Origin of the sequence: Kitasatospora sp. MMS16-BH015, from assembly GCF_002943525.1 — a bacterium.
Lineage (GTDB): Bacteria > Actinomycetota > Actinomycetes > Streptomycetales > Streptomycetaceae > Kitasatospora.
This window is the reverse complement of record NZ_CP025394.1, coordinates 7709872-7734374: the sequence shown is the minus strand read 5'-3', so window position 1 is coordinate 7734374 and position 24503 is coordinate 7709872. Positions and strand designations below refer to the sequence as shown.

Here is a 24503-nt window from a genome sequence, read left to right as displayed (position 1 = left end):
AAGGGTGAGTGCGAAGACGCCCCGGGAGTGGCGCAGCGGCACCGAGCCGGTGACCGCGCGCAGCGACCTCAGGCTGCGCTTCCTGCTCTCGGTGGTCTTCACCCCGTTCTTCGCGCTCTGCACCGCCGGCTTCGCCCTCTGGACGGCGCACTCCGACGGCCGCTCGGTGCCCACCGACGGCACGCTGACCGTCTTCGCGGTGGCCTGCGGAGTGCTGACCCTGCTGGCGGCGGCCGACCTGGTCGTGGTCGTCCGCCGCCGGCGGACCGAGCTCTAGCGGCTGCTGACCGCCTGCTTGACCAGGGTGCGGCCGAAGTCCCACATCAGGCCGCTGCCCCGGTGGGCGTCGTCCATCACGTCGGTGAACGCCTCGACGAAGCGGTCCACCTCGCGCTCGGTGATGATCAGCGGCGGGATCAGCTTGATCACCTCCAGGTGGTCGCCGGAGACCTGGGTGAGGATCCGGTGCCGCTGGAGCAGCGGCACGACCACCATCTGCGCGAACAGGCCCTTGCGGGCCGCCTGCAGCGCCGTCCACCCGGTGCGCAGCTTGAGCGACTTGGGGCGGCCGAACTCGATGCCGATCATCAGCCCGCGTCCGCGCACCTCGGCGAGCAGCTCGTACCTGTCGATCAGCTCGCTCAGCCGGGCCCGGAACAGGTCGCCGACCCGGCGGGCGTTCTCGACCACCTTCTCCTCGCGCATCACGTGCAGGGTGGCGAGCCCGGCCGCCATCGCCTGGGCGTTGGAGCCGAAGCTGGCCGAGTGCACCAGCACGCGGTCCATCGAGGAGTAGACCTTCTCGAAGATCCAGCTCTTGCCGAGGGTGGCGCCGATCGGCACGTAGCCGCCGGAGAGCGCTTTGGCCGCGCAGACCAGGTCGGGCAGCACGCCCTCCTCGTGCTGGTAGGCGAAGAAGTCGCCGGTGCGGCCGACGCCGGTCTGCACCTCGTCGCAGATCAGCAGCGCCTTGTGCTCGTGCAGCAGCTGCTGGGCGGCGAGCAGCCAGCCGGGCGGCGGGGCGTGCACGCCCTTGCCCTGGATCGGCTCGACGATCAGCGCGGCCACGTCCCCCTTGCGCAGCTCGCGGGCGAGCGCGCCCAGGTCGCCGAGCGGGATCGCGGTGTCCGGCAGCAGCGGCTCGAAGCCCTTGCGGAAGCCGCCCTCGCCGTTGACCGAGAGCGCGCCGGCCGTCAGGCCGTGGAAGGCGTGGTCGCAGTAGAGCACCCGCGGGCGGCCGGTGGCGCAGCGGGCGAACTTCAGCGCCGTCTCCACGGCCTCGGTGCCGCTGTTGCCGAAGAAGACCCGGTCCAGGCCGGGGGCCTCGGCGAGCAGGGCCTCGGCCAGCAGCCCGGGCAGCGGGGCGCAGTCGAAGCGGGTGAGGTCGGGCAGGTCGAGGTCCATCACCTGCTGGACGGCCGAGCGCACCGCCGGGTGGTGCCGGCCGAGGGCGAAGATGCCGAAGCCGGCCAGCATGTCCAGGTACTCCTGGCCCTCGGAGTCGTAGAAGTACGGGCCCTCGGCGCGCTCGTACGTCTTGTCGAAGCCGATGGTGTGCAGCATCCGGGGCAGCTGCGGGTTGAGGTACTTGGCGTGCAGCTCGTAACGCTCGGCGCCGCGTTCGGCGAGCAGGGCGGCGAGGTCGAGACCTGGCTCAGGCATGGTGCGGGTTCGCTCCTCGGATCGGTAGCAGGTGCTTGGCGAAGGCGGCGGCCTGGGCGGCCACGCCGGTGCCGGTGAGGCCGGCCTCCTCCATGATTTCGCCCCGGGAGGCGTGGGCCAGGAACTCCTGCGGGATGCCGAGGTCGCGCAGCGGCACGTCCACCTCGGCGTCGCGCAGGGCCTGGGCGACGGCGCAGCCGACGCCGCCGACCCGGCCGTTGTCCTCCACGGTGACCACCAGGCGGTGCCGGGCGGCCAGCTCGACCAGGGCCTCGGGCACCGGCTTGACCCAGCGCGGGTCGACCACGGTGGTGGTGAAGCCGTCGGCCAGCAGCAGCGCGGCGGCGTCCAGGCAGGCCGGGGCCAGCGCGCCGACGGCCACCAGCAGGATGTCCGGGTCGGGCCCGGTGCGCTGGAGCACGTCCACCCCGCCGATCCGCTCCACGGCCGGCACGGCCGGGCCGGTCTCGCCCTTGGGGAAGCGCAGCACGGTGGGCGCGTCCTCGACCCGCACGGCCTCGCCCAGCTGCTCGCGCAGCTGCTCGGCGTCGCGCGGGGCGGCCAGCCTGAGGCCCGGGACGACCTGCAGGATCGACATGTCCCACATGCCGTTGTGCGAGGCGCCGTCGTTGCCGGTGATGCCCGCGCGGTCGAGTACGAAGGTGACGCCCAGCTTGTGCAGGGCCACGTCCATCAGCACCTGGTCGAAGGCGCGGTTGAGGAAGGTGGCGTAGACCGCGACCACGGGGTGCAGCCCGGCGGTGGCCAGGCCGGCCGCGCTGGTGACGGCGTGCTGCTCGGCGATGCCCACGTCGAAGGTGCGCTCGGGGTAGGCGGCGGCGAAGGGGGCCAGGCCCACCGGCTGGAGCATGGCGGCGGTGATCGCCACCAGGTCCTGGCGCTCGGCGCCGAGCCGCACCAGTTCCTTGCCGAACACCGAGGTCCAGGAGGTGCCGCAGGCGGGGCTGACCGGCAGGCAGGTGTACGGGTCCATCGCGTTGACGGCGTGGAACCGGTCGGCCTCGTCCAGCTCGGCCGGGCGGTAGCCGCGGCCCTTGACGGTCAGGCAGTGCACGATGACCGGCCCGCCGAAGCCCCGGGCCTGCCGCAGCGCCTGCTCCACCGCGCCCAGGTCGTGGCCGTCGATCGGGCCGAGGTACTTCAGGCCCAGGTCCTCGAACAGGCCCTGGGGGGCGAAGGCGTCCTTGAAGCCCTTCTTGGCGCCGTGCAGCGCCTCGAAGATCGGCTGGCCGACCACCGGGGTGCGCTGGAGCGCGCCCTTGCCCAGCGCCAGGAACCGCTCGTACCCCTTGGTGGTGCGCAGGGTGGCGAGGTGGTGGGCCAGGCCGCCGACGGTCTTGGCGTAGGAGCGCTCGTTGTCGTTGACCACGATGACCAGCGGGCGGTCCTTGGCGTCGGCGATGTTGTTCAACGCCTCCCAGGCCAGCCCGCCGGTGAGCGCGCCGTCGCCGATCACCGCGACGGTGTGCCGGTCGGGGCGCTCGAGCAGCTGGTGGGCCTTGGCCAGGCCGTCGGCGTAGCCGAGCACGGTGGAGGCGTGCGAGTTCTCGATCACGTCGTGCTCCGACTCCTCCCGGGAGGGGTAGCCGGAGAGTCCGCCCTTGGCCCGCAGCCGCGAGAAGTCGTGACGGCCGGTGAGGAGCTTGTGCACGTAGGACTGGTGGCCGGTGTCCCAGAGGATCCGGTCGGTGGGTGAGTCGAACACTCGGTGCAGGGCGATGGTCAGCTCGACCACGCCCAGGTTGGGGCCGAGGTGCCCGCCGGTGCGGGTCACCGCGTCGATCAGGAAGTCCCGGATCTCCTCGGCCAGCACCGGGAGGTCGGCGGGGGCGACCGCCCGGAGGTCGGCCGGGCCGTGGATGCCGAGCAGGAGGGGCGGGCGTGACATGGGTTCACCTCGCGGGTCGTGGACGGTCCGGATCCCAGCGTGCGGCCGACGCGGCGGGCGCGCCTGCCCACACGCTGGGCTGTGCCGTGGTGCGGGTGAGGACCGCTACGCCCCGAGGGTCTCCCGGGCGGCCCGGATCGACTCCTTGAGCGAGCCCATGGTGGCCAGCACGGCCGTCGGCTCGTAGCCACAGTGGGCCATGCAGTTGGCGCAGCGCGGGTCCTTGCCGCGGCCGTACTTGGACCAGTCGGTCTTCTCGATCAGCTCGCGGTAGGTCGGCACGTAGCCGTCGGACATCAGGTAGCAGGGCCGCTGCCAGCCGAACAGCGAGTAGTTCGGGATGCCCCAGGCGGTGCACTCGAAGTCGATCCGGCCCTCCAGGAAGTCCAGGAAGAGCGGGCTGTGGTTGAGCCGCCAGCGGCGGCGGTTGCCCCCGGCGAAGGCCTTCCGGAAGAGCTCCCTGGTCTGCTCGACCCCGAGGAAGTGCTCCTGGTCGGGCGCCTTCTCGTAGGCGTAGGCAGGGGAGATCATCATCTCGTCGACCTTGAGCTCGTCGTTGAGGTAGTCGAGCACCTCGATGATGGTCTGCGGGGTGTCGGTGTTGAAGAAGGTGGAGTTGGTGGTCACCCGGAAGCCGCGGCGCTTGGCCTCGCGGATCGCGGCCACCGCCTCGTCGAAGGTGCCCTCCTTGGCCACCGAGGCGTCGTGCCGCTCCTTCAGGCCGTCGATGTGCACGGTGAAGGTCAGGTACGGCGAGGGGGTGAACTTGTCCAGCTTCTTGCGCAGCAGCAGCGCGTTGGTGCAGAGGAAGACGTACTTGCGGCGGGCCACCAGCTGGCGGACGATCTCGTCGATCTGCGGGTGCATCAGCGGCTCGCCGCCGGCGATGGAGACCATCGGGGCGCCGGATTCGAGCACGGCGCCGACGGCCTGGGCCACCGGCATGCGCTGCTTGAGCACGCCGGCCGGGTGCTGGATCTTGCCGCAGCCCTCGCAGGCGAGGTTGCAGGCGAAGAGCGGTTCGAGCTCGACGATCAGCGGGAACTTGTCCCGCTTCATGAGCTTCTGCTGCATCAAGTAGGTGCTGACGCGGATGGACTGGCGTAGCGGCATGGCCATGGTTAGCTCGCCTCCTGTGGGAGCGTCGAGGGCAGGGATTCGGTGGCGGAAGCCGCGAAACGGTGCCAGGCGGTGAGCGCCGGTACTGCGGCGCGCAGGGCCCGCCAGGCCCGGAGACCGGCGGGCAGGGTGCCCGGGCGCAGCAGCTCGCGCTCGGGCGTGTCGACGACCACCCGCAGCACGGCCACGGGGAGGTCGGGGCGGAGCTCGGCGTGGGCCGCCAGTACGGCGGCGGCCTCCATGTCCACGGCCAGCGCGCCCTGCGCGTGCAGGGCCCGCCGCTCCAGGCCGCGGACCACGTGGTCGGCGGTGTGGTGCGGTCCGATGTGCGCGGTCAGACCGCGCTCCCGCAGCGCCCCGGCCAGTGGTGCGGCCGAGGCGAGCGGGTGGGCGGCCCCCCGGCCGTCCTGGACGCGGTCGGCGACGATCACGTCCCCGGGCGAGCAGCCCGGGCCGACGGCGGCGCCGAAGCCCGCCACCGCCAGGGCGCCGTACCGCCCGGAGGCGAGCAGCCCGGCCGCCCGGGCCCGGGCCCGGGCCGGGCCCATCCCGGTGCGGGCCAGCACGGGTGCCCCCGCGGCGCCCGTCCAGTCCCCGCCGCGCAGCGCCCAGACCTCGGGCGCCAGCGCGCAGAGCACGAGCAGGGGTGCACGAGTCACCGCCGCCCACCGCCCAGCGGGGTCTGGTGCAGGTACCGGCCGAGCGCGGTGACCGGGAACACCAGCCGGTAGAGGTGGTAGTTGATCGAGAAGTCCCAGGGGAACCCGGTGCCGGTGAACTGCGGCTCGTCCCAGGTGCCGGAGGGCAGCTGGGTGTCGACCAGCCACCGCACCCCCCGCTCGACCGCTTCGCTGCGCGCCCCCGCCATCCCCTCGCCGGCCGCCATCAGCGCCATCAGCGCCCAGGCGGTCTGCGAGGCGGTGGAGGCCCCCCGGCCGGACCACTGCTCGGGGTCGGCGTAGGAGCGCATGTCCTCGCCCCAGCCGCCGTCGGCGTTCTGCCGGCTCTCCAGCCAGCCCACGGCCCGGCGGATCGCCGGGTGGTCGGTGGGCAGCTTCGCCGCCACCAGGGCGGGCAGCACCGAACCGGTGCCGTAGATGTAGTTCGTCCCCCAGCGGCCGAACCAGGAGCCGTCGGCCTCCTGGTTGGCCAGCAGCCAGGCGATGCCCCGCCGGGTGCGCGGGTCCTCGGCCAGGCCGACCTCGGCCAGCATCTCCACCATGTGCGCGGTGACGTCCGCCGAGGGCGGGTCGACCACCTCGCCGAAGTCGCAGAACGGCAGCTTGTTCGGCAGCGTGCTGGTGTTGTCGACGTCGAAGGCCCCCCAGGCCCCGTTGCGCGACTGCATCCCCAGGCCCCACTCGACCGCGCGGCTCACCGCGCCGTCCAGCCTGGCTTGCTCCGGATGGGTGACGCGGCGCAGGGCGAGCACCACCTCGGCGGTGTCGTCGACGTCCGGGTAGTTGTCGTTCTCGAACTCGAAGGCCCAGCCGCCCGGGGTGAGCGAGGGCCGCCGCACGGACCAGTCCCCCGGGATGGTGATCTCCTCGTCCAGCATCCAGCCCACCGAGGTCACCAGCGCCGGGTGGTCGGCCGGCAGGCCGGCGTCGCGCAGCGCGATGGTGGCCAGGCAGGTGTCCCAGACCGGCGACTGGCAGGCCTCCATCCAGCGGCGGCCGTCCTCGGTGTGCACGGTGAACTTGTCGAAGGAGGCCAGGCCCGCCTTCATCACCGGGTGGTCCAGCTCGTAGCCCAGCAGGTGCAGGGCGATCAGCGAGTAGACCGCCGGGGGCTGGATCCCGCCCCAGCAGCCGTCCGCCTCCTGGCGCTCCACGATCCACCGGCCGGCCTTGGCCAGGGCCAGCCGGCGCAACGGCCGGGCGGCCACGTGGTGGTAGGCGTGCAGCAGCTTGTCGAGCCGCTCGAACAGCCCGTCCCAGCTGGCGGCCGGCGAGAGCGGCCGCTCCGGGAAGGGATCCGCCGGGTCGGTGTGCAGCTCGGTGAGCTCGAACGGGCCCGGGCGCACCGGGCGGTGCGCCGAGACCACGGTGAGCGGCACGATGGTCTGCCGGGCCCAGCAGCCGAAGGCGTAGATGTTCAGCGGCAGCCACCGCGGGAGGAACATCACCTCCGGCGGCATCTCCGGCAGCCGCTCCCACGGCCACCAGCCGAACAGCGCCAACCAGATCCGGGTGAACACCCGGGTGGCGGCGATCCCCCCGGCCGCCCGCACGTACGCGGCGGCGGCGGCCATGTGCGGCTCCTGCGGGTCGTCCCCCGCGAGCTTGAGCGCGACATAGGCCTCGACGGTGGCGGAGAGCTCCGGCGGGCCCTCGTGGAAGGTGGCCCAGGTGCCGTCGGCCCGCTGCTGGGAGCGGATCCAGGCGGCACTCGCGGCGGTCTCCTCCGCCGTACGGATTCCGAGGAACTGCCGCAGTAACAGGTCCTCGGCGTCCATCGTGACGTTGGTCTCCAGGTCACCCTTCCACCATCCCTCCGCGTGCTGGAGGGAGAGCAGGTGGCTGGTGGCCCGGGCCAGTGCCTCGGCGGGGGTGGTCGCCCCGTCCGATGGCAGGGCGGCGTGCCCCACTGTGCTGTGACGACCGTTCAGATTCCCCATGACTGACGGTCGTTCGGTCACCGCGACCGGCTCGGAATCGTACTCAGGGTCGAGCCGGCCGTCCGCGGTTGCTGTCAACGTGCATTCACCTCTCTCGTACCACCACGAATTCGGCGAGTGCGACGAAGTGCTCGCGCACCTCGTCGGACATCGGCACCTCGTCCAGGGCGGCGAGGGCGGTCTTGTGCTGGCGGCGGGCCTCGTCCTGGGTCCAGGCGCGGCCGCCGGCCTGCTCGATCAGGGCGGCCCGGGCGGCGAGCTGCGGCTCGCTCTCCTCCCCCCGGCCGCGCGGGTCGGCCAGCTGCTCGGCCAGGGTGCGGGAGGCGGCCCCGCCCTCGGCGAGCGCGGCGGCGACCGGCAGCGACTTCTTGCGCTGGCGCAGGTCGCCCCAGTGCGGCTTGCCCGTCACCTCGGTGGCGCCCCAGATGCCGAGCAGGTCGTCCACGGCCTGGAAGGCCAGGCCCAGGTGGTGACCGTAGCGCTGGAGCGCGTCCGAGACGCGGTCGTCGGCCCCGGCGAGCACCGCGCCGATCGCGGCGGCGGCGGCCAGCAGGGCGCCGGTCTTGCCGCCCTCCATGGTCAGGCACTCCTCGACCGTGACGGTGTCGCGCTGCTCGAAGGCCACGTCCATCGCCTGGCCGTCGATGAGCTTGCGGGTCGCGGTGGTGATCAGCCGCACGGCGCGGGCCGCGTCTGTGGCGGTGGCCCCGCCGGTCACGGCCGCGTCCAGCAGCACCTCGGTGCCCAGCGTGGCCAGCGCGTCGCCGACCAGGATGGCCTGCGCGGGGCCGAAGACCGTCCAGGCGGTGGCCCGGTGCCGCCGGGTCTCGTCACCGTCCATCAGATCATCATGGAGCAGGCTGAAGTTGTGCACCAGCTCGACCGAGACCCCGCCGGGCACCCCGGCCTCGAAGGAGGCCCCGGCCGCCCGGGCCGACAGCAGCGCGAGCGCCGGGCGCACCGCCTTGCCGCCGTCCCCGGCGACGGGGTTGCCGTCCCGGTCGATCCAGCCGAAGTGGTAGGCGCCCACGGTGTCCATCGGCGCGGCCAGCCGGGCCACGGCCGAGCGCAGCGCCGGGGTACAGAGCGCGCGGGCCTGCGCCAGCAGCTCGGGGACCGACGGCACCTCCTTGAGCGGTGTCGCAGCTCTGGCGGCCGTGCCCGTACGAGGCTCCACGGGTGCTCCCTGTCCGTGAGGGGCCCGGCGCGCGGCGCGCGCCGGGGCTGATGCGGTGGTGGTGAGGTCGGTGGCGCCCGTCATCGCGGCCACCTGCCGTCACCCCGGTCGGTGGGCAGCCGGCCGCCCGCCAGGGCGGCGTCGGCGGCGGCGTGCCCGCTGCGCACGGCGCTCTCCATCGTGGCGGGCCAGCCGGTGGCCGTCCACGCGCCGGCCAGCAGCAGGCCGGGCACGCTGGTGCGCGCGCCGGGGCGCAGCGCCGCCGTGCCCGGGGCGGGCGCGAAGGTGGCCGTGCGCTCCCGGGTGACGAAGAAGTCGAGCACCTCGGCGCCCCTGGCGGCCGGCAGCAGGCGCTCCAGCTCGGGCAGGTAGCGGCGGCGCAGCTCGGCCACCGGCAGGTCGATCTCCTCCTGCACGGCCGACTGCGAGAGCGCGAGGTACTGCGCGCCCGGGTGCCGCTCGCCGATGCCGCTCGCGGCCAGGCCGGAGTGCGCGGTGCGGTCGAAGACCCACTGCACCGGCGAGCCGAGCGCCGCGAAGAACGGGCGGCGCAGCAGCTGCCGGTCGTAGACCACGTGCACGTTGAGGATCGGCGCGTGGCCCAGCAGGTCGATCCGCTGCTCCACGGCCCCGGCGGGCAGCAGCGCGGCGGCCGACTCCTGGGCGCCGGCCAGCACCACGGTGTCGGCGCTGAGCAGCTCCCCGCCCTCCAGCCGCACGTCGTGCCGGCCCTCGCCGGTCTTGAGCTCGGTGGCCTTGGCGCGCAGCAGCACCCGCACCCCGGCCCGCTCCAGCTCGGCCAGCGCCTTGTCGTGGTGCAGCTCGCCCAGCGGGCGGCTGGCGATGCCGATGTCGGAGGCGCCGGGGTCGGAGAGCAGACCGGTCTTGAAGACCATCGCGGCGAGCGCGAGCGAGGTCTGCTCGGCGGTGGCGTTGAGGGTCGCCACACCGACCAGGTCCCAGAGGGCCGCGAGGGTCTGCGGGGTCTGTCCGTGGCGGCCCAACCACTCGGAAAATGACATTCGATCCAGGCCCGACTCCGTCAGGTCGAGGCCCTGCAGAGCCAGTGCGGCCCGCACCACGCGCAGCCGGTCGGCCGTGGAGAGGTGGGGGTAGCGGGCCAGACTGGCGGCCAGGTGCAGCGGCACCGGTAGCTCTGCGCGACGCAGGCGACCGAGCGTGCGGCGGCTGCCGTCGGGCGAGACGGCCAGCACCGGGACGTCCAGCCGGGGCTGGATCTCGGTGAGCCCGGCGGCCCCCAGCCGGTCGAGCAGACCGCGGTAGGCGGTGCAGCACCGCAGGTAGACGTGCTGGCCGTTGTCCACGGTCAGCTCGCCGCGGCGGAAGGAGAAGGCCAGGCCGCCCAGCCTGGGCCTGCTCTCCAGCAGGGTCACCCGCTGCCCGGCCTCGGCGAGGCGCAGGGCCGCCGTGAGGCCGGCCAGGCCGCCGCCGACGACCACGGCGGTGGGGGTGGTGTCAGGCCGTGACGTCATGACTTCTCCCCCTCCCCTGGTGTCGCTCTCGGCTCATGGACACCACGTGTCCACCCTTGGGTACATTCTTGCTGACACAGCGTGACAGAACTGGCCGAAGAATCAAGAACGCCCTCCGGCGAGCCCAGCCAGTGCCACGTATGCCTTCTCCCAACCGGGCAACGAGACCCTACCGCGCAGAACCGACTCCGGGTCGGCGGCGATCCGGCCGAGCAGGCGGTGGTAGATGCCCGCCATCGCGGCCGTGCAGGCCCGGCTCCGGCGGTCGAGCAGGGGGAGGAGCTTGAGTCCCTCCTCGAAGCACTCCTGGGCCCGCGCGGCCTCGAAGGCGATCAGCCCGGTGAAGTCCGCGCCGGCCGCCGGGCGGTCCAACGCGAAGCCCTGCTGGCAGCCGAACCGGACCAGGTCCTCGGTCGGCAGGTAGGTGCGGCCGTTGAGCGCGTCCTCGCGCAGGTCGCGCAGGATGTTGGTGAGCTGCAGGGCCAGGCCCAGGGTGTCGGCGTACTCGGCGCCCTTCACCGGGTCGGCGCAGCCGTAGACGCCGAGCGAGAGCCGCCCGATCGCGCCGGCCACGCACCGGCAGTAGACCTTGAGCTCCTCGTAGGTGCGGTACTCGACGCCCTTGAGGTCCATCTCGACCCCGTCGATCAGCTCGTCGAAGCCGTCCAGCGGGATCGGGAAGCGCCGGGCGGCGTCGGCCAGGGCCACCTTGATCGGGTCGGTGTCCTCCTCGCTCACCTCGCCCTTGCGCACCTCGTCGAGCAGCTCGCGGGTGCGCAGCAGCTGCTCGGCCTTGCGGTCCTCCGGGAGGTCGCCGTCGCCGATGTCGTCGACCCGGCGGGCCAGGGCGTAGAGCGCCGACATGCCGAGCCGCTTGGCCTCCGGGAGGAGGCGGATGCCGTAGCTGAAGTTCCGGGCCTGGAGGGCGGTGACCGCCTCGCAGTACCGGTACGCCGCCATGACCTGAGCCGAGGCCAGTGGTGATGCCGCCACGCGGGCGTTCACCTTCCCTTCGCGAAGAGTGTCGCCGCCTTCACTGCGAGGCGGCGCTTGTCCGGCTTCGCCTGCGTCGCCAGCACGTCGTACCCGGCGGTCTCGATCGCCGCCAGGGCCGCGTACCCGCCCGCGGTGAAACCCGCGAGGAGCAGTCGGAGCCTTCCCCGAACCGTACCGACCAGTGGTGCGCCGCGATCGAGCAGGGTGCGCGCTCGTTCGACCTCGAACGCGACCAGCGCCCGGACCTGCGGACCAGCCGTGGGCTCGGCCAGCATCGCCTCGGTGACGCCGAACTTCTCCAGGTCCTCGCCGGGCAGGTAGATCCGCCCGCGGGCCAGGTCCTCGGCCACGTCCTGGAGGTGCTCGACGATCTGCAGCGCGGTGCAGACGGCGTCGGAGAGCGCGATCCGCTCGGGGGTGCTCACCCCCGCCAGCGCCAGCACCAGCCGGCCGACCGGGTCGGCGGAGAGGGTGCAGTACTCGAGCAGGTCCTGGTACGTGGGGTAGCGGTCGGCCACCTGGTCGACCCGGTTGGCCTCGATCAGCCGGCGGAACGGCTCGGGCTCCACCTCGTGCCGGCGCACCAGCGGGACGAGGGCCCGCAGCAGCGGGTGCCGGGGCGGCTCCCCCGCGGCTCCCGGCAGGGCCGCCTCGAAGGCCCGGTCCAGGTCGCGCTCCAGACCGTCCAGCATGGCCAGTCTGAAGACCGTCTCGTCGGGCTGCTCCGCCGGAGTGACGCCCAGCAGCCGGGCCGTCCCCGCCGGGTCGGCGAGGTCGCCGTCCCCGGTGTCGTCGACCAGCCGGGCGAAGCCGTAGACGGCCATCAGGTCGGTGCGCCAGGCGGCGGGCAGGAAGCCGGGCGCCACCGGGAAGTTCTCCAGGTCCGCCTTGCTCAGCGTCGACCCGGTGCCGTCCGTCTGATTGTCTGATTTGGCCGAAGCCGCCACTGCCGTCACTCCCCCGTTCTACACCGCTCGGGCACGGTGGCCACCTCGGACACGCTTCCGATTGCCAGCCCGTCTCGGCGAGCCTCCCATGACGCACCCCGGGCCGGTCAAACGGACAAGCGCGGCATTGCCAGGCAATCAGCCACAAGAATCACGTCTTTACTCTTGCGTGGCAATCGCTCCATATGCCCATATTCAAAAATTCTGTTGCGGATGATCTTCGACCTTCATAGTCTTTACACACGAACTGACGCACCACTTCACCACGGCCATCGTCTAGAAATTCTGGAGATCCGCACGTGAATCGCATGGTCAAGCGCCTTTCCGTTACCGCAGCATGCGTCGCCTCCGCGCTCGCCACCGTTCTGGGTGTGAGCCCGAGCGCATCCGCCGCTACGCAATCAATTCCCCTCCTTCTCTCCACTCCCGACGAGAAGTGCGGCTGGTCGACTTCTTCCAGCACGGTCCGCCTCTCATTCCAGTGCGACGGCAACCTGGTGCTCTACCGCATCAGCGACAACCACGCCATGTGGGCCACCGGCACCTACCAGGGCAACGGGTGGACACCCGACCTCCTGAGCTTCTCGCACGAGGGGTACATCAAGTTGTTCTCTCACCCTTGGTACGGCCACCAGCTCGAGTGCATCTGGGGGGACTCCTCCGCCGCAGAGGGCCGCGTCGCCGTGCAGGACGACGGCAATCTGGTGATCTACACGCCGTCGGGCACTCCCATCTGGGACTCCGGAACGTACAACAACCTGCAGGGCACAGTGCACGAGTGCCGCTAATCCGAGCGGCACGTCAGCCGTAATCCGAACGCCTCTACCAAAATGCTCCGGCCTCCCCGTCTCAGAAGGCAGGGAGGCCGGAGCATTCGGATTATCAGCCGCGGTTGAACTTCTCGTACTCGCGGACGACCTCGTCGGTGTGGCCGTCCATGACCATCTCGCCCTTCTCGATCCAGATGGTCCGCTCGCAGGTGTCCCGGATCGCGTTGTTGTTGTGCGACACCAGGAAGACCGTGCCGGCCTCCTTGCGGAGCTCCCGGATCCGGGCCTCGCTGCGCTTCTGGAACTTCTGGTCACCGGTGGCGAGCGCCTCGTCGATGAGCAGCACCTCGTGGGTCTTGGCCGCCGCGATCGAGAAGCGCAGGCGGGCCGCCATGCCCGAGGAATAGGTGCGCATCGGCAGCGAGATGAAGTCGCCCTTCTCGTTGATGCCGGAGAAGTCCACGATCTCCTGGTAGCGACGCTTCACCTCCTCCGGGGACATGCCCATCGCCAGGCAGCCCAGGATGACGTTGCGGTCACCGGTCAGGTCGTTCATCAGGGCCGCGTTGACGCCCAGCAGCGAGGGCTGGCCGTTGGTGTAGATGCCGCCCTTCTCGGTCGGCAGCAGGCCCGCGATGGCGGCCAGCATGGTCGACTTGCCGGAACCGTTGGAGCCGATCAGACCGACCGCCTCACCTCGGTACGAGGTGAAGCTGATGCCGCGCACGGCGTGCACCTCGCGGATCGCGGGCGAGCTGCGCTTGGAGATCAGCCGGCTGAGCGCCGAGGTGGCGGAGCCCTTGCCGGAGCCGGCGCCGTGCACCCGGTAGACGATGTGCACGTCGTCCACGACGACGGTCGGGATGCGGGTGTCGGCCTTGGTCATCGCCGCTGCTCCAGGGGTCTCGGTGGTTGCGGTGTCAGCCACGGCCGTACTCCTCCTCGGCCTTCCAGAAGAACAGGTAGCCGAAGGCGAGGGCGACGACGGCCCAGGCGATCGCGATCGCCCAGACGTGGTGCGGGAGGGTCAGGTAGTGCGGCAGCGCGTGGCCGGCCGCGTCGTGCGCGTGCGCGGGGTACTTCTTCTTGTCGAAGCTGTCCGGCATGAACGCGTACCGCATCAGGTCCATGTAGACCGAGGCCGGGTTGAGGTCCGCGATCTTCTGGACGATCTTCGGGTAGGTCTCCAGCTGGGCCTGCACGCTGTACATGACGCCCGACAGGTACATCCAGGTGCGCAGCACGAACGGCATCAGCTGCGAGATGTCGGAGGCCTTGGCGCCGATCCGGGCCATCACCAGGGCGAGGCCGGTGTTGAACATGGCCTGCAGGATCAACGCGGGGATCACCAGCAGCCAGGTCACGCTCGGCGGGACCTGGTTGGCCAGCACGATGACGACCAGCACGACCATCGAGATCAGCAGCTGCTGGAGCTGGATCACGGTGAAGGCGATCGGCATCGAGGCGCGCGGGAAGTGCAGCGCGCGGATCAGGCCGAGGTTGTCGGAGATCGACCGGGTGCCGGACTGGATCGCGCTCTGGGTGAACTGGAAGGTGAAGACACCGACGCAGAGCCAGGCGATGTAGACGGGGATGCCGTCCCGGCTCTTCAGGATGACGCCGAAGACCAGGAAGAAGACCGCGCAGTTGAGCAGCGGGGTCAGCACCTGCCACAGCTGGCCGAGCTTGGCGGTGGTGTACTGGGCGACCAGGCGGGCGGTGGCGAAGGCCACGATGAAGTGGCGTCGCTGCCAGACCTGCTTGGTGTACGCCACGATCCCGGGGCGCTTGCCGCTGACCGTCAGGCCGTACTTGTCCGCCAACTGCTTCGGGGTCAGACCCGCATCAGCTCCACCTGGAGTTGAGAGGCTGACGGAGTCACTCACTGTCGACACATTCGTCCTTCGCGGGATCGGTCCGGCAAGGCGGCCGGTGGGGACCCACAGGGTTCACGGGGGGATTTGTCCGCCGGCGACGGGGGCCGCCGGCGGCTGCGATCAGATGACTGGCGGTCGACCCAGCCTGGTCAATCGCCATACAGTACGCCATTTCATCGGCCGTCGCGGGCCGCAGGGCTCGCTCCAGCCCGCCCGGAAGCCGCCCAGCCAGGCCTTGGCGGCCTCGCCGGAGGGACGCCGGGCCAGGGTCAGCAGCAACCAGACCCCCAGGTAGAGAGGCACCAGGGGGGCCGGAAGGTTCCGTCGCGCCAGCCAGACCCGGTTCCGGGCCACGTTGTGGAAGTACGTGGCGTGCCGGGCCGGGGAGGTGGTGGGGTGGTGCAGCACGATGTCCGCGCGGTAGTCGATCGACCACCCCGCGTCCAGCGCGCGCCACGCGAGGTCGGTCTCCTCGTGGGCGTAGAAGAACTCGCCGGGCAGCTGGCCGGCCCGCGGGAAGACCGCCGTCCGGACGGCGCTGGCGCCGCCCAGGAAGGTGGTCACCCGGGAGGAGCGCAGCGGGTCGCTGGCCCGCAGCCGGGGCACGTGGCGCCGGGCGGTCTCGCCGGTGTCCGGGTCGGCGATCCGGAACGAGACGATCCCGAGCTCCGGGTCGGCGGTGAACGCCTCGCGGAGCAGCTTCGCCGAGTCCTTGAGGGGCAGGGCGCCGTCGTCGTCCAGGAAGAGGACGGCGTCCACCTCCCGCCCGTCCGGGCCGAACAGCTCGATGCCGACGTTGCGCCCGCCGGGGATGCCGAGGTTCTCCGGCAGCTCGACGCTGCGCACGCCCGCCGGGAGCGGCGGCAGCGGCGCGCCGTTGCCGACCACGGCCAGCTCGACGGCCGGGCCCTCCTGGGCCCGGACGGACTCGATCAGCGCGTTCAGCTCGGCCGGGCGGTTGCCCATCGTGATGATGACGGCGCCCAGCTTGAAGTCCGTGGCCGTGCTCATCGCAGCCTGCTGGAGAGCACGATGCTGAGCAGGTGCAGCACGGTCTGGAGCATCGCGATCGCGGCCAGCACGACCACCGCGAGCCGGGTGAAGTACAGCCCGCCGTGCACCTGGTCGGCGATGCCCGCCGCCAGGATGAACAGCGAGGCCTCGACCGCTCCGACCAGGCGGTGGAACTTGAGCAGCGAGGCCACCTTGCGGGCCTTGGCCACGCCCGCCGAGCGCGGCACCGAGGCGCTGTCCTCGACGGCGGTCAGGCCGCTGCGGGCCCGGGCCACGTCCACCAGGTCGGTCTCGGACTTGATCAGGATCGCGCCGAGCGCGGCCAGCGTGCCGAGGAAGGCCCACTCCCAGTGCGAGGCGGTGCCCTGGCGGTGGAAGAGGTCCGCCCCGCGCAGGCCCAGGCCGGTGAGCAGGGCCGCCTCGGACATGTAGTGGCCGACCCGGTCCAGGTAGACCCCGGTGAGCGAGGTCTGCCGGCGCCAGCGGGCCACCTCGCCGTCCACGCAGTCGAGCAACAGGTAGACCTGGATCAGCAGGGCGCCGAGCAGGGCACCGGCGATGCCGGGGATCACCAGGGCGGCGCCGGCCAGGATGCCGGTGAACATCATCAGGTAGGTCAGCCCGTTGGGCGTGATCACCGTCATGGTGGACAGCACCCGGGTGATGCGCAGCGAGATGCTGCGCATGTAGAGGCGGCCCGCCCAGTGCTCCGCGCTGCGGCGCTGGAGCATGCCCTCCGGGTGGATCACGGCGCGCAGCTCCTCGATCGAGGGGCGGCGGGTGAGGTCCACCGGGGGGCGGTCAGCTGTTGACGGCTTGGACATAGTCGGCGTACGCGTCCCTGATGTCTGAAGGGGAGAGGTCGAGGTGTTCCAGGATGGTGAAGCGGCCCGGCCGGGTGTTCGGAGCGTAGTGCACCGCCTCGGTGAACTCCGCCTCCGAGAAGCCGATCTGAGCCGCCGTGACCGGCAGGCCGTGGAAGCGCAGGCGCTCCGCGATCAGGCCGGTGAGCTCGTGCTCGCCCCGCAGGTGGCTGGCGAACGCGGCGCCCAGTCCGCACTGCTCCCCGTGCTGCGCGGAGCGCTTGGGGTACAGCACGTCCAGGGCGTGGCAGATCTCGTGGCAGGCCCCCGAGGACGGCCGGGTGCTGCCCGCGATGTTCATCGCGATGCCGGACAGTACCAGGGCTTCCGCGAGGCACATCAGGAGGTCCTCGTCCTCCAGGGTGCCGGGGTGGCGCAGCACGTTCTCGCCCGCCGAGCGGGCCATCGCGACGGCCAGCCCGTCCACCGGCTCGCCGGTGACGCGGTGCGAGAGCTCCCAGTCCGCGCAGGCGGAGATGTTGGAGATCACGTCGCCTATCCCGGCCGCCACGAAGCGCTTGGGGGCCTGTCGGATGACGTCCAGGTCGACCACGATGCCGATCGGGCTGGGCACCCCGTAGGAGCCCCGCCCGGCGTCGTTGTCGAGGGTGGAGACGGGCGAGCAGAGGCCGTCGTGCGCCAGGTTGGTGGCCACCGAGACGATCGGCAGGCCGACCCGGGCGGCGGCGTACTTGGCCGCGTCGATGATCTTGCCGCCGCCGAGCCCGACCAGGGCGTCGAAGTGCCCGCCGCGCAGCTGGTCGGCCAGGCCGACGGCGCAGTCCAGGGTGCCGTCGGCCACCTCGAACCAGACCGCGTCGGGCAGCAGCGGCTCCAGCCGGGCGCGGAGCTTGGCGCCGGAGCCGTTGCTGATCGCCACCGCGATCCGCCCGTTGGCCGAGAGCCGCTGGTCCGCGAGGATCCCGCCGAGGGCGTTCAGCGCCCCCGAGCGGATCTCCACGAAGACCGGCGAGGGCACCAGCCGGGTCAGTACTGGCACGCGATCTCCCGCGCCTTCGCCAGGTCGTCGTGGTTGTCCACCTCGACCCAGGAGACCTCACCGATCGGCTGCACGTCGATCCGCAGGCCGCGGTTGACCATCTCCTGGTAGCCGTCCTCGTAGTACAGCTGCGGGTCGCGCTCGAAGGTGGCCTGCAGGGCACTGGCGAGGTCGCCGGCGGCCGAGGGGTTGATGATCGTGACGCCGATGTACTCGCCGGTCGCCTCGGCCGGCTCCATCAGCTTGGTGATCCGGCGCACCCCGGTGGCCGGGTCGACGACGACCTTCATCTCCTCGTCGGCCAGCTTCTTCGCGGTGTCCAGCGCCAGCAGGATGCCGGGGGCGTCGCCCTCCTTGATCCGCCGGTCGTTGCCGTCCAGCATGGTGCGCTGCACCGAGGCCGGGTGCACGGTGTCGCCGTTGGCGAGCAGCAGGCCCTCGCCGAACAGGTCACGGGCGCACCAGAGCGAGTAGGCGTTGTTCCACTCCTCGGCCTTGTCGTTCTCGACCAGGGTGAGCTTGACGCCGTACTTCTGCTCCAGCGCGTCCTTGCGGTCGTACACCGCCTCCTTGCGGTAGCCCACCACGATGGCGGCCTCGCGCAGGCCCACCTCGGCGAAGTTGCCGAGGGTGAGGTCCAGGACGGTCCGCTCGCCGTCCACCGGCACCAGTGCCTTGGGCAGGGTGTCGGTGTACGGGCGCAGCCGGCGGCCGGCGCCGGCGGCGAGAACGAGGCCGATCATGCGGTGTCTCCTGATTCGTCGTGTTCGGCGGTGGCATCCCCGAGGACCCAGAAGTGGATGCTCTCGGCGACCACGACCAGGGCGAGAACGGCCGCCAGCGCCACCATGGCGGTCTGCAGGGCGGACGCCCCGGCACCCTGGTGACCGATCGGGCCGGTGGGGCTGCCGTGGTACGCGAGCGCCGCGATGACCGTCACGAGCAGTGCCCGGCCCTCCTGCCCGCCGGTCGCCCGTACCAGCCATCGGGACGGCGCCCCGGTGCCGCCGCGCAGGCGGTACACCGTGTCGTAGTGATGGTAGGCGACGGCAGCGACCAGCCCGAACGCGGCCGGGAGCGCGCCGATGTCCAGCCGCAGCGCCAGCGCGAGCACGGTGAGGTACTCCCCGGCCCGGAAGAAGGCGGGGGCCAGCCAGTCCAGCGCGCCGGTCAGCCTGCGGGCCAGTACCAGGGAGCTGAGCAGCACGTAGCCCGCAGCGGCGCCCACGGCCTGCCAGGTGCCCGCACTGGTGTAGACCGCGACCGGGAGCCCGACGGCGGCCAGCGCGGCCAGCACGGGGGCGGCCAGGCCCGGCAGGCGGTGGACCGGGCGCAGCACGGGGGCGAGCAGCTCGGTGAGCGGGCCGCCGTCGGCCAGCGCGGCCACCTCGGCGGCGGCCTTGTCCGGGCGGGGGCGCCGGCGGTTGATCGAGCGCAGCACCCGGCCCGCCGTGGTGTAGCAGCAGGCCAGCGCGCAGCCGACCAGCAGCACCGAGAGGGTGATCCGGGGGGTGGTGCAGGCGGTGAGCACGGCGATCATCGCCCAGCGCTCGCCGATCGGCAGCACGATGATCCGGCGGGCCCAGACCGTCCAGCCGACCCGGTCCAGCCGGTTGGATAGCTGGGCGGTGGGGCTGGTGTTGACCGGCGCGCCCGGGGCGCCCGGGGCGGCCTTCTCCCCGGTGGCCTTCGCGGAGGCGGCGGCGGCGGAGGCGGCGCTGGTCTGGTCGGCGGCCATGAACGAGAAGTCCACGCTGTGCCGGAAGGTCATCAGCACCATCGCGGCCAGCGCCATCGCCCAGACGTGGTCGCCGCCGCGGGCGGCGCCGAGCGCCAGGCCCGCGTAGAAGGAGTACTCCTTGGCCCGGTCGAAGGTGGCGTCCAGCCAGGCGCCGACCGTGGAGTACTGGAGGTCGTACCGGGCCAGCTGGCCGTCGGTGCAGTCCAGGACGAAGGAGGCGATCAGCAGCACGCCGGCCGCGACGAAGCCGCCCCGGGTGCCGGTGGCGGCGCAGCCGGCCGCGAGCAGCGCGACCAGCAGCGAGGCCGTGGTCACCTGGTTCGGGGTGAGGCCGCGCCGGGCGCACCAGCGGGCCACGTAGCGCGAGTAGGGGCTGATGAAGAACGTGGTGAAGAAGCCGTCCCGGGCCTTGACCGCCCGGCGCAGCCGGATCGCCTCCTCGTCCACCTCGGCCACGGCCGCCTGGGCGGCCCGCAGCTCGCTCGCCGAGGCGGGCACGGTGGCGACCAGGGCGCCGAGCTCGGGGCGCTGCACCGGGACGCCCTGGGCGTCCAGTGCGGCGGCGAGGCGGTCGGGCAGGGGCAGCCCGGCGGGGGCCGCGGTCTCCGTCTCGAGGTGCGCCGGCCCGGCCTGGTGCGGGATGCGGTCCGCCGGGTGCAGCTGCTCCGCCGCCGGGGCGGGGGTGGGGGCCAGCGCGTGGGCCGCCGCCGCGAGGGCGGTGCGGGCCTGCGGGCCGGCCAGCACCACGGCGCCGGGCACGGCCGCGGCCGGGAAGCGCGGGTCGGTCAGCGCCAGCCGCAGGGCGTGCCGGTGGCCGGTGAAGCCGCCGTCCACCACCGCTATTCGCTCGGCCTTCGCCTCGCGCGAGCTGCGGCGGCCGCCGGACCGGCCCGCCACGGGGGCCAGCACGGTGGCGGCCAGCGCGGCCAGCTCGGCGGGGTCGGCGGCGTGCAGCACCCGGTCGAAGCCGAGCGCCGCGAGGTCGGCGGCGAGCGTCGGCGACAGGGCCGGGGCGGCGGTCGTCTCGACGGCCGTCCGCGTCCCGCCCGGGCCGGCGGCATCGGAGCCGGCGGCGGCACCGGAGCGGGCGGTCTCGGCGGAGCGGGCCCCGGGGTGCGCCTCGGAGCGGGCCTCGGCGCTGTCGAGCAGCGCGGGGCCGGTCACGATCACAGTGGACAGCGGGACTCACTCCCTGGCGGTGGTGTGCGGTCCGGCCACAACGGAGTGCGGTGGGACGGTGGGGGTCGGGCGCCGGTCTCCCGGTGCCTGCTTCTGGGTCGGTGCGTTCTCGGTCGGTGTCGCTGCCGCACCCGGTTCGCGCCTGATCCGGTCTCGAACAGGCGGCAGGTGGCACGGCTGGGGGCGCTTCGGACAGAACCGGACGCACCGATCGAGGCTACCGGACCATCAGTTCGCCATCGAAACGGCAGCAGGCAGCACTTATCCGCAGCTGACGACCCCGGACCGTGCGGATCATCATTCCGGACGGCGGGTCGAAGGTTCAAGCCGCCTACCACTCCGAGCCCCACGGCGACCTGACGAGCAGCCGGACAGCGGGTGAAGCGGAACCGACCGAACGTCGACCGGAGACCGACCAACTCGGTCACAAATCGAACAACTTGGTCCGTTGTTCGGCTGCGTTCGAGTCTTTCGCGCCGTCGTGAGCGTCAGATCACCCAGGGTCTCGACCCATACGGCAGACTGGCCCCCGACGCCGGTGCAAGCCTCCGTCCCGTCCCAGGTACGTCGTACGGCCGTTCCGCGGTGGAGCCGTGGAGGTGTCGTGGACGATGTCGGGGCCGCACCGCGAAACCCTCGCGAACCGGCCACGGCCCGCCCGCGATCCGCCAGAGGTCTCCCCTTTCTCCACCGGAGTCGTTTCTGCTCCGCCGGAGCCGTGGCCACCGTCCGCCCGGGCTCGGCGAGGGCCCGTCGGCGCCGTGCAGCCGACCGCCGGACCTGGCGGGCCGGGCCGGGCCCGCATGCCCGGGCCACGGCTCCGGTCCCCTCGTGCCGAAAGAGGCCCCTTTGTCCGAGAGCTCGACCCCCCAGACCCTGACCGCGCCGGAGATCCTGCTGGAGCTCGTCGACGACGAGGGTGTGACCATCGGCACCGCCGAGAAGCTCTCCGCCCACCAGCAGCCCGGGCGGCTCCACCGGGCCTTCTCCGTCTTCCTCTTCGACCGCCAGGGCCGGCTGCTGCTCCAGCGCCGCGCCCTCGGCAAGTACCACTCGCCGGGTGTCTGGTCCAACACCTGCTGCGGCCACCCCTACCCGGACGAGGCCCCCTTCGTCGCCGCCGCCCGCCGCACCACCGAGGAGCTGGGCGCCGCCCCCGCCCTGCTCTGCGAGGCGGGCACCGTCCGCTACGACCTGCCCGACGAGGCCTCCGGCCTGATCGAGCGCGAGTGGAACCACCTCTTCGTCGGCCTGGTCACCGCCGACCTGAACCCGGACCCGGACGAGGTGGACGACACCCTGTTCGTCACGGCCGAGGAGCTCAAGGCGCTGGAGGCCGAGCGGCCGTTCTCGGTCTGGTTCCGGACGGTCTTCGAGGCCGCCCTCCCGGGGATCCGGGAGATCGCCGGCCGCGACTGGTAGCCGCCCTCGGGGGTGGGCGGCGGCGCCGGGCCGCCGCCCACCCCCGAGTCAGGGCCGCTCTTGCGGACGAAGCCCTAGAACGACCACTGCCCCTCCTCCAGGCCCGGCTCGAAGCCGAGCTCGGCCAGCGCCCCGGGGCCCTCGTGCTGGTCGCTCCCCGACTTCTCCGGGATCGGCAGCGAGGCCCAGATCACCTTGCCGCCCTCGCCCGTCCGCTCCACGTCGCAGACGCCGCCGGCCTGCAGGGTCACGCTCTTCACCAGCAGCAGCCCCCGCCCGCCGAGCTGCCCGAGATCGCTCTCCAGGGCCCTCGGCCGGTACGGGTGGCCGTCCTCCACCGAGATCCGCACCCAGCCGCCGCCGATCCGCAGCTCCGCCGTCAGGTACGGGGAGAGCACGGCGGCGTGCGTCACGGCATTGCTCACCAGCTCCGAGACGATCAGCAGCACGTCGTCGATCAGCTCCTGGTACTGCTGCCCGGCCATCCCCTGGGCGAGCAGCCGGTCGCGCACCGCGTGCCGGGTCTGCGGCACCGCCGCCTCGTGGGCCACCGCCGAGAACCGCCACACCCCCGGCTCCGGCCCCTCGGCCGACCCCTCCCCCGGTACGGCCCCGAGCGGCTCCAGCCCTTCCAGCTCCCGCCCTCGCCCGACCACCGGCTCGGCCGCCCCACCGATCTGCTCCACTCCAGGCCGCCTTTCGCCTTCCGGTCGCCTTCCGGCACAACGGGGAATCCGGCGTTCCGCTCAAGGCTTCCCTCGGTGCACCGAGGCTAGGAGAGCACCGCCCCACTCCGTGGCAGCGACAGCCAACTTGGCCCGACCCGACCACTTCCGACCACCCCCCGACCGTTCCCGTCCGCTCCCCACCCCCTTCCGACCGTTCCCCCACCACTCCCGCCCCCGAGCAGCCAAAACACTGGTGAGAACCAGCTCGGAACCCTGGTAGTGTTCTCCGTGTCGCCAAGGGGAACAGCAAGCGAAACCCCGAGGCACACACCCTGTCCGGGTGGCGGAATGGCAGACGCGCTAGCTTGAGGTGCTAGTGCCCTTTATCGGGCGTGGGGGTTCAAGTCCCCCCTCGGACACCAGATAGCAGAACCCCCGATCAGGTCTCTGATCGGGGGTTCTCTCGTTCTCGGGGACGCCTTCCGAGCACGCTCCGGCTCGCAGCCCGGGCCGAGCACCGTTGCGTGGCGTGGCTGCCCGAGGCGGCCACGCCACGGCTACGTCGGGCGTCAGGAGTCGGAGTAGCTGAGGTCCCCGACCGTCCAACTGCTGACGTCCTCGATGGCGATGCGGTACATGCCGCCGGTGTGGGGCAGGCCGAAGTCGCCTTGGAGGATCTTCGCCCGATGGAAGTGCAGGTGGGTGGGCCGCACCGCCGGGCCCTCGGGAGGCGACGCGAAGAGGGCGGCGAACGGCTTGAGGTGCTCCGATGCCTGGAGGACCTCCGCCACTCGGTCCCACCACAGCGTCACCGGCGCAAGTCTGCCGGTGATCACCGCGCCGGGGACCACCACGGTCAGGGACATCTGATTGCTGCGCTCGGACTCGACCATCGCCGCGATGTCGACGAGCAGCCCGTCAGGGTTCGACATGGACCCAAGAATATGACACGGCCACCGGCCCCTCGCGCCGCCCTCACCCCGTCACGCCGAGCGGCGGGGCGGCGCGAGCGGCCGGCGGCCGGCCCTGGCACTGCTCGGGATCAGAGCTTGAACATCTCGGTGTACGGCTGGGTGATGCGCTCCTGGCGCGATCCGAAGTCGACGAGTACGGCGATGTCGCTGTCGCCCTCGACGCCGATGGCCCGACCGAGGCCGTAGCGGTCGTGAGTCACCCGGTCGCCCACGGCGAACCGCTTGAGCGGTGCCTGGGCCTGGGCTTTGAAGGGGCTGGTGGGCAGGGGCCGGCGGACTGCTGCTGATTTCGTCATTCCCTGCAGTATGCGCCAGAAATCGCTGCGCCGGGCCCGTTCGACAGCGCCCCGGTCCCATTCTCCTCGCCTCCGCCGGTTGAGCCGCCGAGGCGCACACGACCCCCGGCCACGCCTTCAACGTTCCTGCCAGTGCGGCGTGTTGGCCTCATCGGGGCACCGGAGGCGGTGCGCCCCGCAGGAGGCGCCCGCGAAACCCGGAGGGAAATGATCCACCACGGAAGGCCACGGCCTGCTAGAGTCGATCTCAGTTGCAGTAGTGGTTCCCATGAACTTTGTGTGCGCCTGCTGATGTTTCGCAGGCGCATTTCTGTTTCCCGGCTCCTCTCCGGGTGGGTCATCATCTCGGCACTCGGATCCCGCACAGTGCGGGCTTCGGACAGCCTCTGAAGGAGATTTCTTTATGGCTAATGGCACTGTGAAGTGGTTCAACGCGGAAAAGGGCTTCGGCTTCATCGAGCAGGAGGGTGGCGGCCCGGACGTCTTCGCCCACTACTCGAACATCAACGCCAACGGCTTCCGTGAGCTGCTCGAGGGCCAGAAGGTCGAGTTCGACGTCACGCAGGGCCAGAAGGGCCCGCAGGCGGAGAACATTCGCCCGCTGTAGTTCTTACTGCTGAAGGCACCCCGCCCGGCAGCGAGGGGCCCGCACCGCGTACACGCTCGGTGCGGGCCCCTCGGCCTTGCGCCACGACGCACGCCCCGGCCTTTCAGGCCCCCTGGCTCCGCCACCGGCAGCCATCCCCACGCGAGACGCCCGGCGCCGCGTCCGGATC

The 24503-nt window shown here is 72.2% G+C and carries 23 protein-coding genes and 1 tRNA gene; 5 read left to right on the top strand and 19 right to left on the bottom strand.

The window, feature by feature from the left end:
- Positions 1-4 precede the first annotated feature (4 nt).
- On the top strand, positions 5-277 hold the full coding sequence (locus CFP65_RS33200; RefSeq protein WP_104819649.1) for a DUF6343 family protein: 273 nt from the start codon (positions 5-7) through the stop codon (positions 275-277).
- Here CFP65_RS33200 and CFP65_RS33195 read toward each other — a convergent pair.
- From CFP65_RS33195 to hpnC, 9 genes are all read right to left on the bottom strand, one after another.
- Positions 274-1662 carry an aspartate aminotransferase family protein gene (locus CFP65_RS33195; RefSeq protein WP_104819648.1) on the bottom strand — a complete coding sequence of 463 codons (1389 nt, stop codon included), beginning with the start codon at positions 1660-1662 and terminating at the stop codon, positions 274-276. The genes CFP65_RS33200 and CFP65_RS33195 overlap by 4 nt on opposite strands.
- Positions 1655-3571, bottom strand: coding sequence for a 1-deoxy-D-xylulose-5-phosphate synthase (gene dxs / locus CFP65_RS33190; protein ID WP_104819647.1), 1917 nt, complete (start codon positions 3569-3571; stop codon positions 1655-1657). The genes CFP65_RS33195 and dxs overlap by 8 nt, the downstream gene beginning before the upstream one ends.
- 105 nt (positions 3572-3676) lie before the next feature.
- Positions 3677-4690 (bottom strand): adenosyl-hopene transferase HpnH, encoded by a 1014-nt coding sequence (gene hpnH, locus CFP65_RS33185; RefSeq protein ID WP_104819646.1) that lies wholly within the window; start codon positions 4688-4690, stop codon positions 3677-3679.
- 2 nt (positions 4691-4692) lie between these two features.
- On the bottom strand, positions 4693-5349 hold the full coding sequence (locus CFP65_RS33180; protein ID WP_104819645.1) for a 1-hydroxy-2-methyl-2-butenyl 4-diphosphate reductase: 657 nt from the start codon (positions 5347-5349) through the stop codon (positions 4693-4695).
- Positions 5346-7388 carry a squalene--hopene cyclase gene (gene shc / locus CFP65_RS33175; protein WP_371682488.1) on the bottom strand — a complete coding sequence of 681 codons (2043 nt, stop codon included), beginning with the start codon at positions 7386-7388 and terminating at the stop codon, positions 5346-5348. Before shc ends, CFP65_RS33180 begins: the two co-directional genes overlap by 4 nt.
- 7 nt (positions 7389-7395) lie before the next feature.
- Complete coding sequence (locus CFP65_RS33170) at positions 7396-8571, bottom strand: polyprenyl synthetase family protein (protein WP_104821302.1); 1176 nt, start codon at positions 8569-8571, stop codon at positions 7396-7398.
- On the bottom strand, positions 8568-9980 hold the full coding sequence (gene hpnE, locus CFP65_RS33165) for a hydroxysqualene dehydroxylase HpnE (protein ID WP_104819643.1): 1413 nt from the start codon (positions 9978-9980) through the stop codon (positions 8568-8570). Before hpnE ends, CFP65_RS33170 begins: the two co-directional genes overlap by 4 nt.
- 102 nt (positions 9981-10082) lie before the next feature.
- The gene (gene hpnD, locus CFP65_RS33160; protein ID WP_104819642.1) at positions 10083-10940 is read right to left on the bottom strand and encodes a presqualene diphosphate synthase HpnD; all 858 of its coding nucleotides are present in this window, start codon (positions 10938-10940) and stop codon (positions 10083-10085) included.
- Between the two features lie 41 nt (positions 10941-10981).
- Positions 10982-11923, bottom strand: coding sequence for a squalene synthase HpnC (gene hpnC / locus CFP65_RS33155; RefSeq protein ID WP_104819641.1), 942 nt, complete (start codon positions 11921-11923; stop codon positions 10982-10984).
- A gap of 299 nt (positions 11924-12222) precedes the next feature.
- Between hpnC and CFP65_RS33150 the strand changes: the two genes are divergently transcribed.
- Entirely contained in the window at positions 12223-12711 is a 489-nt protein-coding gene (locus tag CFP65_RS33150) for a hypothetical protein (RefSeq protein ID WP_158702481.1), read from the top strand.
- A 94-nt stretch (positions 12712-12805) separates the two neighbouring features.
- On the opposite strand, the gene CFP65_RS33145 is transcribed toward CFP65_RS33150, so the two are convergent.
- The 7 genes from CFP65_RS33145 to CFP65_RS33115 all read right to left on the bottom strand — a co-directional run bounded on the left by CFP65_RS33145 (position 12806) and on the right by CFP65_RS33115 (position 20193).
- Positions 12806-13579, bottom strand: a complete 774-nt coding sequence (locus CFP65_RS33145; RefSeq protein ID WP_104819639.1) for an ABC transporter ATP-binding protein — start codon at positions 13577-13579, stop codon at positions 12806-12808.
- A gap of 34 nt (positions 13580-13613) precedes the next feature.
- Positions 13614-14588 carry an ABC transporter permease gene (locus CFP65_RS33140; RefSeq protein WP_104819638.1) on the bottom strand — a complete coding sequence of 325 codons (975 nt, stop codon included), beginning with the start codon at positions 14586-14588 and terminating at the stop codon, positions 13614-13616.
- Positions 14589-14690: 102 nt separating this feature from the next.
- Entirely contained in the window at positions 14691-15581 is an 891-nt protein-coding gene (locus tag CFP65_RS33135; RefSeq protein ID WP_104819637.1) for a glycosyltransferase family 2 protein, read from the bottom strand.
- On the bottom strand, positions 15578-16315 hold the full coding sequence (locus tag CFP65_RS33130; protein ID WP_174805673.1) for a CDP-alcohol phosphatidyltransferase family protein: 738 nt from the start codon (positions 16313-16315) through the stop codon (positions 15578-15580). The genes CFP65_RS33135 and CFP65_RS33130 overlap by 4 nt, the downstream gene beginning before the upstream one ends.
- Positions 16316-16385: 70 nt before the next feature.
- Positions 16386-17447: an iron-containing alcohol dehydrogenase family protein gene (locus CFP65_RS33125; RefSeq protein ID WP_104819636.1), complete on the bottom strand. Its 1062-nt coding sequence runs from the start codon at positions 17445-17447 to the stop codon at positions 16386-16388.
- The gene (locus CFP65_RS33120) at positions 17435-18190 is read right to left on the bottom strand and encodes a sugar phosphate nucleotidyltransferase (RefSeq protein ID WP_104819635.1); all 756 of its coding nucleotides are present in this window, start codon (positions 18188-18190) and stop codon (positions 17435-17437) included. The genes CFP65_RS33125 and CFP65_RS33120 overlap by 13 nt, the downstream gene beginning before the upstream one ends.
- Positions 18187-20193 (bottom strand): DUF5941 domain-containing protein, encoded by a 2007-nt coding sequence (locus CFP65_RS33115; RefSeq protein WP_371682557.1) that lies wholly within the window; start codon positions 20191-20193, stop codon positions 18187-18189. Before CFP65_RS33115 ends, CFP65_RS33120 begins: the two co-directional genes overlap by 4 nt.
- Positions 20194-21216: 1023 nt before the next feature.
- Here CFP65_RS33115 and idi point away from each other — a divergent pair.
- On the top strand, positions 21217-21789 hold the full coding sequence (gene idi / locus CFP65_RS33110) for an isopentenyl-diphosphate Delta-isomerase (RefSeq protein ID WP_104819634.1): 573 nt from the start codon (positions 21217-21219) through the stop codon (positions 21787-21789).
- 74 nt (positions 21790-21863) lie between these two features.
- On the opposite strand, the gene CFP65_RS33105 is transcribed toward idi, so the two are convergent.
- Positions 21864-22475 (bottom strand): ATP-binding protein, encoded by a 612-nt coding sequence (locus CFP65_RS33105; RefSeq protein ID WP_371682487.1) that lies wholly within the window; start codon positions 22473-22475, stop codon positions 21864-21866.
- Positions 22476-22791: 316 nt separating this feature from the next.
- Between CFP65_RS33105 and CFP65_RS33100 the strand changes: the two genes are divergently transcribed.
- Positions 22792-22879, top strand: a tRNA-Leu gene (locus tag CFP65_RS33100).
- A gap of 147 nt (positions 22880-23026) precedes the next feature.
- Here the strand turns inward: CFP65_RS33100 and CFP65_RS33095 are convergent.
- Positions 23027-23389: a hypothetical protein gene (locus CFP65_RS33095; RefSeq protein ID WP_104819633.1), complete on the bottom strand. Its 363-nt coding sequence runs from the start codon at positions 23387-23389 to the stop codon at positions 23027-23029.
- Between the two features lie 110 nt (positions 23390-23499).
- Positions 23500-23727: a hypothetical protein gene (locus tag CFP65_RS33090; RefSeq protein WP_104819632.1), complete on the bottom strand. Its 228-nt coding sequence runs from the start codon at positions 23725-23727 to the stop codon at positions 23500-23502.
- 403 nt (positions 23728-24130) lie between these two features.
- Between CFP65_RS33090 and CFP65_RS33085 the strand changes: the two genes are divergently transcribed.
- On the top strand, positions 24131-24334 hold the full coding sequence (locus tag CFP65_RS33085) for a cold-shock protein (protein ID WP_030918248.1): 204 nt from the start codon (positions 24131-24133) through the stop codon (positions 24332-24334).
- The last annotated feature ends 169 nt before the right edge of the window (positions 24335-24503 follow it).

What these genes read in the sequence shown, in the direction of transcription:
- CFP65_RS33195 (WP_104819648.1), bottom strand. Translation starts at nt 1,662, where the DNA reads ATGCCTGAGCCAGGTCTCGACCTCGCCGCCCTGCTCGCCGAACGCGGC.
- dxs (WP_104819647.1), bottom strand. Translation starts at nt 3,571, where the DNA reads ATGTCACGCCCGCCCCTCCTGCTCGGCATCCACGGCCCGGCCGACCTC.
- hpnH (WP_104819646.1), bottom strand. Translation starts at nt 4,690, where the DNA reads ATGGCCATGCCGCTACGCCAGTCCATCCGCGTCAGCACCTACTTGATG.
- CFP65_RS33170 (WP_104821302.1), bottom strand. Translation starts at nt 8,571, where the DNA reads ATGACGGGCGCCACCGACCTCACCACCACCGCATCAGCCCCGGCGCGC.
- hpnE (WP_104819643.1), bottom strand. Translation starts at nt 9,980, where the DNA reads ATGACGTCACGGCCTGACACCACCCCCACCGCCGTGGTCGTCGGCGGC.
- hpnD (WP_104819642.1), bottom strand. Translation starts at nt 10,940, where the DNA reads ATGGCGGCGTACCGGTACTGCGAGGCGGTCACCGCCCTCCAGGCCCGG.
- CFP65_RS33145 (WP_104819639.1), bottom strand. Translation starts at nt 13,579, where the DNA reads ATGACCAAGGCCGACACCCGCATCCCGACCGTCGTCGTGGACGACGTG.
- CFP65_RS33135 (WP_104819637.1), bottom strand. Translation starts at nt 15,581, where the DNA reads ATGAGCACGGCCACGGACTTCAAGCTGGGCGCCGTCATCATCACGATG.
- CFP65_RS33130 (WP_174805673.1), bottom strand. Translation starts at nt 16,315, where the DNA reads ATGCTCCAGCGCCGCAGCGCGGAGCACTGGGCGGGCCGCCTCTACATG.
- CFP65_RS33120 (WP_104819635.1), bottom strand. Translation starts at nt 18,190, where the DNA reads ATGATCGGCCTCGTTCTCGCCGCCGGCGCCGGCCGCCGGCTGCGCCCG.
- CFP65_RS33095 (WP_104819633.1), bottom strand. Translation starts at nt 23,389, where the DNA reads ATGTCGAACCCTGACGGGCTGCTCGTCGACATCGCGGCGATGGTCGAG.
- CFP65_RS33090 (WP_104819632.1), bottom strand. Translation starts at nt 23,727, where the DNA reads ATGACGAAATCAGCAGCAGTCCGCCGGCCCCTGCCCACCAGCCCCTTC.
- CFP65_RS33085 (WP_030918248.1), top strand. Translation starts at nt 24,131, where the DNA reads ATGGCTAATGGCACTGTGAAGTGGTTCAACGCGGAAAAGGGCTTCGGC.